The 9,021-nt window shown below is 68.9% G+C and carries 4 protein-coding genes and 1 pseudogene; 4 read left to right on the top strand and 1 reads right to left on the bottom strand.

The genetic code is table 11. The features are described from left to right. The first annotated feature begins 52 nt into the window (after positions 1-52). Together hisS and I55_RS18415 are read left to right on the top strand one after the other, a co-directional pair. Entirely contained in the window at positions 53-1,093 is a 1,041-nt protein-coding gene (gene hisS, locus I55_RS18410) for a histidine--tRNA ligase (RefSeq protein ID WP_252181203.1), read from the top strand. A 147-nt stretch (positions 1,094-1,240) separates the two neighbouring features. After that, positions 1,241-4,405, top strand: a complete 3,165-nt coding sequence (locus I55_RS18415) for a transglycosylase domain-containing protein (protein WP_252181202.1) — start codon at positions 1,241-1,243, stop codon at positions 4,403-4,405. A gap of 64 nt (positions 4,406-4,469) precedes the next feature. Here the strand turns inward: I55_RS18415 and I55_RS18420 are convergent, their stop codons facing one another. Continuing rightward, a complete protein-coding gene (locus tag I55_RS18420; RefSeq protein WP_159107231.1) occupies positions 4,470-5,435 on the bottom strand; it encodes an alpha/beta fold hydrolase in 966 nt (321 codons plus the stop codon). Between the two features lie 466 nt (positions 5,436-5,901). Between I55_RS18420 and I55_RS18425 the strand changes: the two genes are divergently transcribed. Together I55_RS18425 and I55_RS18430 are read left to right on the top strand one after the other, a co-directional pair. Continuing rightward, complete coding sequence (locus tag I55_RS18425; protein ID WP_044562044.1) at positions 5,902-6,852, top strand: bifunctional riboflavin kinase/FAD synthetase; 951 nt, start codon at positions 5,902-5,904, stop codon at positions 6,850-6,852. Between the two features lie 277 nt (positions 6,853-7,129). Further along, positions 7,130-9,021: pseudogene (locus I55_RS18430) on the top strand (isoleucine--tRNA ligase); the annotation flags it as partial.

Here is a 9,021-nt window from a genome sequence, read left to right on the forward strand (position 1 = left end):
GCTATGTGGCGGAGCATGAGCATGACCTCAGCTTCCCTTCCGCCGCTATCAGATCCAGCGCGTCTATCGCGGCGAGCGGGCGCAGAAGGGCCGTTACCGCGAATTCTACCAGTGCGACATCGACGTCATCGGCAAGGACAGCCTGTCCGTCGCCTATGACGCGGAAATGCCGGCCGTCATCTACACCGTGTTCCGCGACCTGGCGCAGGTGGGCATCGATGTCGGCCCCTTCCAGATCAACCTGTCCAACCGCAAAATCCTGCGCGGCTTCCTGGAAGGGCTGGGGTTGAGCGAGGGCGAGGCCCAGGCCGCCGTGCTGCGCGAGATCGACAAGTTGCCCAAAGTGGGCGTGGACGCCGTGCGCGCCACCCTGACGGGGGAACAGGCGCTGTCCGCCGAAACGGCGGACGCCATCCTGGCCTTCGTCGGCATCGATGGCACCACGGATGAGATGCTTGCCACGGCCAAGGATCTGGCGGGGGCCAGCGCCCTGGCGCAGGAAGGCCTGGGTGAACTGAGCCAGGTGGTGGCGGGCCTTCGCGCCCTGGGCGTGCCGGACAGCCACTTCCGCGTCAACTTCTCCATCACCCGTGGCCTCGATTACTACACCGGCACGGTCTATGAGACCTTCCTGACCGACTTCCCGCAGATGGGCAGCGTCTGCTCCGGCGGGCGTTATGACAACCTGGCCAGCCAATACACCAAGAGCAAGCTGCCGGGCGTGGGCATCTCCATCGGCGCCACCCGCCTGTTCTACGTGCTGGACCAGGCGGGATTGGTGAAGGACCAGACCAGCACCATCGACGTGCTGGTCACCCAGTTCGCGCCCGAGCTGCTGCCCGATTACCTGGCCCTGGCGGGGGAATTGCGCACCGCCGGCCTGAACGTCGAGGTGCATCTGGAGCCGGCGAAGATCGCCAAGCAGATGAAGTACGCGGACCGCGCCGGTATTCCCGTGGTGCTGATGATGGGCCCGGATGAGAAGGCCGCCGGCACCGTCACGGTGAAGCGGCTGGCCAGCGGTGAGCAGGCCGCCGTGGCCCGTGCGGACCTGGCGCGCCACCTGTTGGCTTCGTTCGGCCGCGCCGCCTGAGGTGCCGCCGCCTACCTCGACCGGCACTTGACCTTGATATCGCTTGATCGCGGGCAGGATTAGGCCGCTTAGTTGAGATGGGGGTTGAGCCTGTGCCCGGCGGTCTGTGACGGGTCGCCGTGAAGGGGGGTACCGCGTACGCGGGCGATGACGACCAGCACCGACAACAGCCTGGGGGCAGAGCCGACGCTCGCGGCCCTGCGCCCGCCGGTTTCCCGCCTGGCACCGGGTGCGGCCGCGCGCGATCAGGCCGCCGATGTGGCGAAGCCGCCCAAGGTGCGGCGCCGTGGCACGCCCCTGTGGGTGCGCCTGTTGGGCTGGGCCACCAGCCTGACCATCGTCGGCTGCGTCGGGGGGGGCGCCTGGCTGGAAACGGAGACCTCGGGCTTCGAATCGGTGCTGCTGGCCCGCTTCGGCCGCGACTTGCGCTTTTCCGTCTATCCCGGGCCCACCACCGCCGTGCGCTATCCCACGGCGGGCCCGTATGATGAGCGGCTGGGCTATACCCAGATGCCCGGCTTCCTGGAACGGCTGACGGCCGGGCCCTACCGCGTCACCGCCCAGGCGCGGATGTCGCCCACCCTGTTGGACTACCTGGACCTCAGCTTCTATCCGCCCTATGCGGAGAAGACATCGGCGGGCCTGCAGGTGCTGGACCGGGGTGGCACGCTGCTTTACGGCGCCAATTTCCCCGAACGGGTGTTCACCAGCTACGCCTCCGTTCCGCCGCTGGTGGCCCAAACCCTGCTGTTCATCGAGAACCGCCAGCTGCTGGACCCCGACCACCCCAACCGCAACCCGGCGGTGGATTGGGACCGCTTCGGCCTGGCGCTGCTGCAGATCCCGCTGCAGGTCATCAATCCCGGCGCCCAGCGCATCGGCGGCAGCACCCTGGCCACCCAGACGGAGAAGTACCGCCATTCCGCCGGCGGCCAGACGGCCGATGGGGTGGAGAAGCTGCGCCAGATGGCCTCGGCCAGCGTGCGCGCCTACATGGACGGGGCTGACACGACCCAGACCCGCTACCGCATCCTGGTGGATTACCTCAACTCCACGCCGCTGTCCGCCCGGCCGGGAATCGGGGAAATCAACGGGTTGGGCGATGGCCTGTGGGCCTGGTACGGCACCGACTTCCAGACCGCCAACCAGATCCTGCGCGCCCAGCCCCGGACGGAGGAGGACCTGGCCACCCAGGCGGTGGTGTACAAGCAGGTGCTGAGCCTGCTGCTGGCCCAGCGCCGGCCATCCTTCTACCTCACCACCAACCGCGCGGCGCTGGACGCCCTGTGCAACGAGCATCTGCGGGTGCTGGAGAAGGCCGGCGTCATCCCGCCGGCGCTGGCCGACGCCGCCCAGAACTTCCAGCTGCGCTTCCGTGCGGAGGTGCCGGACCCGCCCGACGTTTCCTTCGTTGAGCAGAAGGCCGTCAACGCCATCCGCAACCGCCTGCTGTCCATGCTGGGCGCCCACACCCTGTATCAGCTGGACCGGCTGGACCTGACCACCGAGACGACGCTGGACCAGGCGGCGCAGGAGCGGGTGACCGGTGTGCTGAAACGCCTAGCGGATCCCGCGGCGACGGCGGAACTGGGCCTGACCGGTGACCGGCTGCTGACCGGCGCCGACCCGGCCAAGGTGGTCTATTCCGTGACGCTGTATGAGCGGGCGCCGCACGCCAACCTGGTGCGGGTGCAGGTGGACACGCTGGACCAGCCGCTGGACCTGAACGAGGGCGCGCGGCTGGACCTGGGCTCCACCGCCAAGCTGCGCACCCTGATCTCCTACCTGGAGATCATCGAGAAGCTGTACCGCGATTATCACCAACGCGATGCCGCTTCCCTGCGCGACATCTCGGCCGCGGCGGATGACAACCTGACGCGCTGGGTGACTGATACGCTGGCGCAGACGGGCGACCAGGGCCTGCCGGCCATGCTGAACGCGGCCATGGAGCGCACCTATTCCGCCGGGACCGGGGAGCGCTTCTTCACCGGCGGCGGCCTGCACAGCTTCAACAACTTCGAAAAGTCGGACGACCACCGCATCCTGACGGTGTCGGAGGCGCTGCGCCGCTCGGTCAACCTGGTGTTCATCCGCCTGATGCGCGATGTGGTGAACCACTACATCGCCGAGGGTCCGGCGCGGAAGGACGACGTCCTGGACGATCCGCGCCACCCCGCCCGCCAGACCTACCTGGCCCAGTTCGCGGACCGGGAGGGCAGCACCTTCCTCAACCGTTTCTGGGACGAATACGGCGGCCTCAGCCCTGACAAGGCGCTGGAGAAGCTGGCGGCCAAGGCCGGCCGGCGGGAGGAGCGGCTGTCGGTCATCTACCGCTCCGTCCGGCCCAACGCCACGCCGGAGGATCTGGCGCGCTTCCTGGCCGACCATGGCGCCGTGGAGAATGATGACAGGCCGGGCGCCAAGCCCCAGCCGTTGAAGGCCACGACGGTGGCGGCCCTGTTCGGGAAGGCCGACCCGGAAAAGTGGAGCCTGAACGACCGCGGCTACATGGCCGGCGTGCACCCGCTGGAGCTGTGGCTGGTGGCCTATCTGCAGGAAAGCCCCAAGGCGCCCAAGCGCCAGATGCTGAAGGAAAGCAGCACCTCGCGGCAGGAAAGCTATCAGTGGCTGTTCTCCACCCGCTACAAGCACGCGCAGGACACGCGCATCGGCATTGTGCTGGAGGAGGAGGCCTTCGCCCGCATCCACGCCGACTGGAAGCGCCTGGGCTATCCCTTCGAGGCGCTGGTGCCCTCCTACGCCACCTCCATCGGCAGCTCGGGCGACCGGCCGGGGGCGCTGGCCGACCTGATGGGCATCATCGTCAACGATGGCCTGCGCCTGCCCACCGCCCGCGTCACCCGCCTGCATTTCGCGGCCGACACGCCCTATGAGACGGTAGTGGGCGTGGACGACCGCCTGAAGGGCGAACGCGTGCTGTCCCATGATCTGGTCGAGGTGGTGAAGGCCCACCTGCTGGACGTGGTGCAGAACGGCACGGCCCAGCGGGCCAAGGGCGCCTTCCACGACGCGGAGGGCAACCCGCTGCCCCTGGGCGGCAAGACCGGCACCGGTGACCAGCGCTTTGACCGCTTCGGCCCCGGGGGGGTGCTGCTGGAATCACGGGTGGTGAACCGCACCGCCACCTTCGTCTTCTACGCGGGCGACCGATTCTTCGGTGTCATCACCGCCCATGTCCACGGCCCCCAGGCCGCCAACTACCACTTCACCAGCGCCTTGCCGGCCCAGTTGCTGCGCGTGCTGGCCCCGGCGCTGCAGCCCCTGATGCTGATGCCGCCGGATCAGGGGTAGGCCGGATCAGGGGTAGCCAAGGGCGCATGCCGCTGTAGGTCGCTGCCCTGGTTCACGATAAGCCTTACAGGCCCGTCTCATCCAGGAAGTGGTCGATGTCCTCCCACACCAGGCGGCGGATGGTGTCGCGTTCCATCATCAGCTCGTGCCGGGCGCCAGGGTACTGGTGGAAGCGGGCGTCGGGCAGGCGGCGGGCCAGGGCGCGCAGGGCGGGCGAGCGGACGATGCGGTCACCGCCGGCGGCCAGGATCTGGATGGGCATGTCCAGGCCCGTCATGTCGGCGTGGGCCAGATAGTCCATGGAGCGGTAGGCCGCGTCCAGCCAGCCGTAGGTGACGCCCCCCAGGCACAAGTCGGGTTGCCGGCGGCAGGCGTCCAGCGCCACGCCGAACCGGCGCGGGTCGCTGGTCAGCGGGTTGCCGTCGAAGCGCTGGGCATCCGGATCGAAGTCACCCTGGCCCGGGGCGTAGGCCTCGGCGCGTCCCCGGCGGCAGGCCAGCTTGGCGATCAGCGCCGCGGCGCGGCTGGGCAGGGGGCCGGTGTTGATGTCCAGCATGGCGGCGCACAGGATCAGGGCCTTCAGCCGAGGCACCTCCATCGCCGTGTCGCAGTCCAGCACATGGCGCAGCATCAGGTGCCCGCCCATGCTATGGGCGAAGGCGACCACGGGGCCGGTGGGCGGGCACAGCGCCGCCATGATCGCGTCCACGTCCTCCAGATAGATCGAGAAGTCGTCGATGTGGCCCATCTGGCGGTTGGCCAGCGGGCGCGACGACAGACCCTGTCCCCGCCAGTCGAAGGAGACGACGCGCCAGCCCCGGGCGGCCCATTCCGCCGCCTGCTCCGCATACTTCTCCAGGAATTCGCTGCGGCCGTTGACCAGCAGGCAGGTGCCGCGCCGGCCAAAGCCGGCCCCCCAGCTGCCCAGGCGCAGGCGCGCGCCGTCAGGCCGGTCCAGCCAGGTGCAGGTCCAGCCGGCGCCGGCTGGCCGGTCCTCCAATGCGGCTGGTGTTTCGACTGCGTTGTCCATGACGGCGACGGTTCCCAACCCGAATGTGCTTCGGCCGAAGTGTCTCGGTTTTCGTTCGTTCCGCATTGTCGGCGTGATTCGGCGTCGCGATCAAGAGCCGGCCGGTCGAATCTCGTGCACGTCCTATCAGACTGATTGAAGCGTATGCCCGCTTGCTATGCGCCGGCTCACATCGCCAAAAGTTAATTTCACAAGACCCGTCAGGGACAATTTCCGGCCTTGGACAGAGGCGGGCCGGCGTGGCCGATGCGGGGGCGTACCAGTACATTCGTATCGCTCCGGCGCTGGATGCCTGATCGGCGGCCGGTTTGCGCACCACCGCCGACCGCGGCCGACGCCCTGGCGATCCCGCAGCCCCCCGCCGGGCGGGGAGGGCGCATGTGCGCATGGGGGCTTTGCAGCGGGGGGCGTTAAAGCCTATATCCGGACGCACCGGACACCCGACCGTAACGGAAAGCCGTCGCCCATGAAGCTGTTGCGCCACTATGAAGATGCCCCCGCCGACGTGCGCGGCGCCGTGGTGGCCCTGGGCAATTTCGATGGCGTGCACCTGGGCCACCAGGCCGTCATCGGCCAGGCGCGGGCGCTGGCGGCCGACCTGGGCCGGCCGGCCGCCGTGGTGACGTTCGAACCGCATCCGCGCAGCGTCTTCCGGCCCGACGATCCGCCCTTCCGCCTGACGCCCCTGCGTATCAAGACCCGCCTGGTCGAGGCGCTGGGCATGGACGCGATGGTGGTGCTGCACTTCGACGCCACCCTGTCGCACATGACGGCGGAGGAATTCGTGGAGAAGGTGCTGGTCCAGGGCCTGGACGCGCACCACGTGGTGGCCGGCTACGATTTCCTGTTCGGCCACAACCGGGGTGGCGACATGGCGATGCTGCGCGCGCTGGGCGCTCGCCACGGCTTCGGCGTGACCGAGGCGCGGCCAGTGGCCGATGGCGCCGGGGAGCCTTATTCCTCCACCTCCGTGCGCCGCCACCTGCAGGAGGGCCGGCCGCTGGAGGCGGCGGGCATCCTGGGCCATCCCTTCGAAATCGAAGGCCGGGTGGAACATGGCGACAAGCGGGGGCGCACCATCGGCTTCCCCACCGCCAACATCGAAATCCAGGACTATCTGCGCCCGCGCTTCGGCGTCTATGCCATGCGCGCCGGCGTGGATGAGGGCGCGCGGACCGTCTGGCATGACGGCGTGGCCAACCTGGGCCGGCGGCCCACCGTGGGTGGCACGGTGGAACGGCTGGAAGCCCACCTGTTCGATTTCGATGGCGACCTGTACGGCCGCCACGTCCGCGTCCAGCTGCTGGATTTCATCCGGCCGGAAATGAAGTTCGAGAACTTCCAGGCGCTGAAGGACCAGATCGCCCAGGACGCGCAGGAGGCCCGCCGGCGGCTGGCGGCCCTGTCCGGATCGTGAGCCCGGCCGTCGCCTTGGCACCATTGCGCCCCGCCCCATCCCGCTTGACCCGCCGGGGCCGGCTGCTAACATCCGCCCCCATGTTGCCAACGCGCCAGATCAGGGTCATGGACCTGCGAATTATCGACCCGGTCTCCTGAGGGGGGCCGGGACCCGGGCGCGCTCATCCGCGTACCACCACCGCCGACTATCCCGCCGGCCTTAGCCCCCGGGACGCCCGCACCGGCGTCCGGAGAGGGAGAGGCCGCCATCCGAACACCGGATTTCCTGACCCGCCATGACCCGCGATCTCAAAGACACCGTTTTCCTGCCGCGCACCGATTTCCCCATGCGCGGCGGCCTGCCGAAGAAGGAGCCGGAGCTGCTGGCCCATTGGGCGGCCATCGACCTGTACGGCAAGCTGCGCCAGGACGGGGCGGAGCGCACGCCCTTCGTGCTGCACGACGGCCCCCCCTACGCCAACGGCAACATCCACATCGGTCACGCGGTCAACAAGATCCTGAAGGACGTGGTCATCCGTAGCCAGCAGATGCAGGGCCGCAACGCCGTCTACGTCCCCGGCTGGGACTGCCATGGCCTGCCCATCGAATGGAAGATCGAGGAGAAGTACCGCAAGGCCGGCAAGGACAAGGACGACGTGCCGGTTTTGCAGTTCCGCGCCGAATGCCGCAACTTCGCAGCCGAGTGGGTGGGCATCCAGGCGGGTGAGTTCCGCCGCCTGGGTGTGGAGGGCGACTGGCAGAACCCCTACCTGACCATGGCGTTCGATGCCGAGTCCGCCATCGTCCGCGAGATCCACAAGTTCCTGCTGAACGGCGGCCTGTACAAGGGCGCCAAGCCGGTGATGTGGTCGGTGGTGGAGAAGACCGCCCTGGCCGAGGCTGAGGTCGAGTACCAGGACGTGACCTCGCCCATGATCTGGGTGCGCTTTCCCGTGGTGACGGCGCCCACGCCCGTGCTGAACGGTGCCAGCGTCGTCATCTGGACCACCACGCCCTGGACCATGCCGGGTAACCGCGCCGTGGCCTATGGCGAGGAGATCGCCTACGCCGTCTATACCGTGACCGAGGTGCTGGAAGGCTCGCTGGCCAAGGTGGGTGAGACGCTGATCCTGGGCCAGGCCCTGGCCGAGGGTGTGGCCGCGTCGGCCAAGGCGACGTTCACGAAGGGGGCGGACCTTACGCTGCGGATCTCGCCGGCGCCATCCTTACCCCACCCGTTCCGGGGGCATCCGGAGGCCAACGGCGGTTACGACTACGCCGTGCCGCTGCTGCCGGGCGACCATGTCACCGCCGACGCGGGTACCGGTTTCGTCCACACCGCCCCGGGCCATGGCGCGGAGGACTTCGACCTGGGCCGCAAGTTCGGGCTGGAGGTGCCGCAGACCGTGGACGCGGACGGCAGCTACTACGCCCATGTGCCGCTGTTCGCCGGCGCCCGCGTCTACACGCCGGAGGGCAAGCCGGGTGACGCCAACGGCAAGTCCATCAGCGCGCTGATCGCTCAGGGCGCCCTGCTGGCCAAGGGCAACCTGAAGCACAGCTACCCGCACAGCTGGCGGTCCAAGGCGCCGCTGATCTTCCGCACCACGCCGCAGTGGTTCATCTCCATGGACACCAACGACCTGCGGGCGCGGGCGCTGGCCGCCATCGATGAGACGCGGTGGGTGCCGCCGCAGGGCCGCAACCGCATCCACGCCATGGTGGAAAGCCGTCCCGACTGGTGCATCAGCCGCCAGCGCGCCTGGGGCGTGCCCATCGCCCTGTTCCTGTCCAAGACGGACGGCCAGCCGCTGAAGGATCCGGCGGTGCTGAACCGCATCGCCACCTTCTTCGAGACCGAGGGGGCGGACGCCTGGTACAGCCGGCCCGCCGCCGACTTCCTGGGCCCGGACTATGACCCCGCCGACTACGACCAGGTGTTCGACATCGTCGACGTCTGGTTCGAATCGGGCTCGACCCACGCCTTCGTGCTGGAACGGCGCAACGACCTGTCGTCGCCCGCCGACCTCTACCTGGAAGGGTCGGACCAGCATCGCGGCTGGTTTCACTCCTCCCTGCTGGAAAGCTGCGGCACCCGGGGCCGCGCGCCCTTCAAGGCGGTGCTGACCCATGGCTCGCCCTGGACGAGCAGGGCGCAAGATGTCCAAGTCCCTGGGCAACGTGGTGG

Source organism: Azospirillum sp. B4 (genome assembly GCF_000333275.1).
Lineage (GTDB): Bacteria > Pseudomonadota > Alphaproteobacteria > Azospirillales > Azospirillaceae > Nitrospirillum.

Bases quoted from the DNA above. Each gene is read 5' to 3' on its own strand.
- I55_RS18425 (WP_044562044.1), top strand. From the start codon at position 5,902: ATGAAGCTGTTGCGCCACTATGAAGATGCCCCCGCCGACGTGCGCGGC.
- I55_RS18415 (WP_252181202.1), top strand. From the start codon at position 1,241: ATGACGACCAGCACCGACAACAGCCTGGGGGCAGAGCCGACGCTCGCG.
- I55_RS18420 (WP_159107231.1), bottom strand. From the start codon at position 5,435: ATGGACAACGCAGTCGAAACACCAGCCGCATTGGAGGACCGGCCAGCC.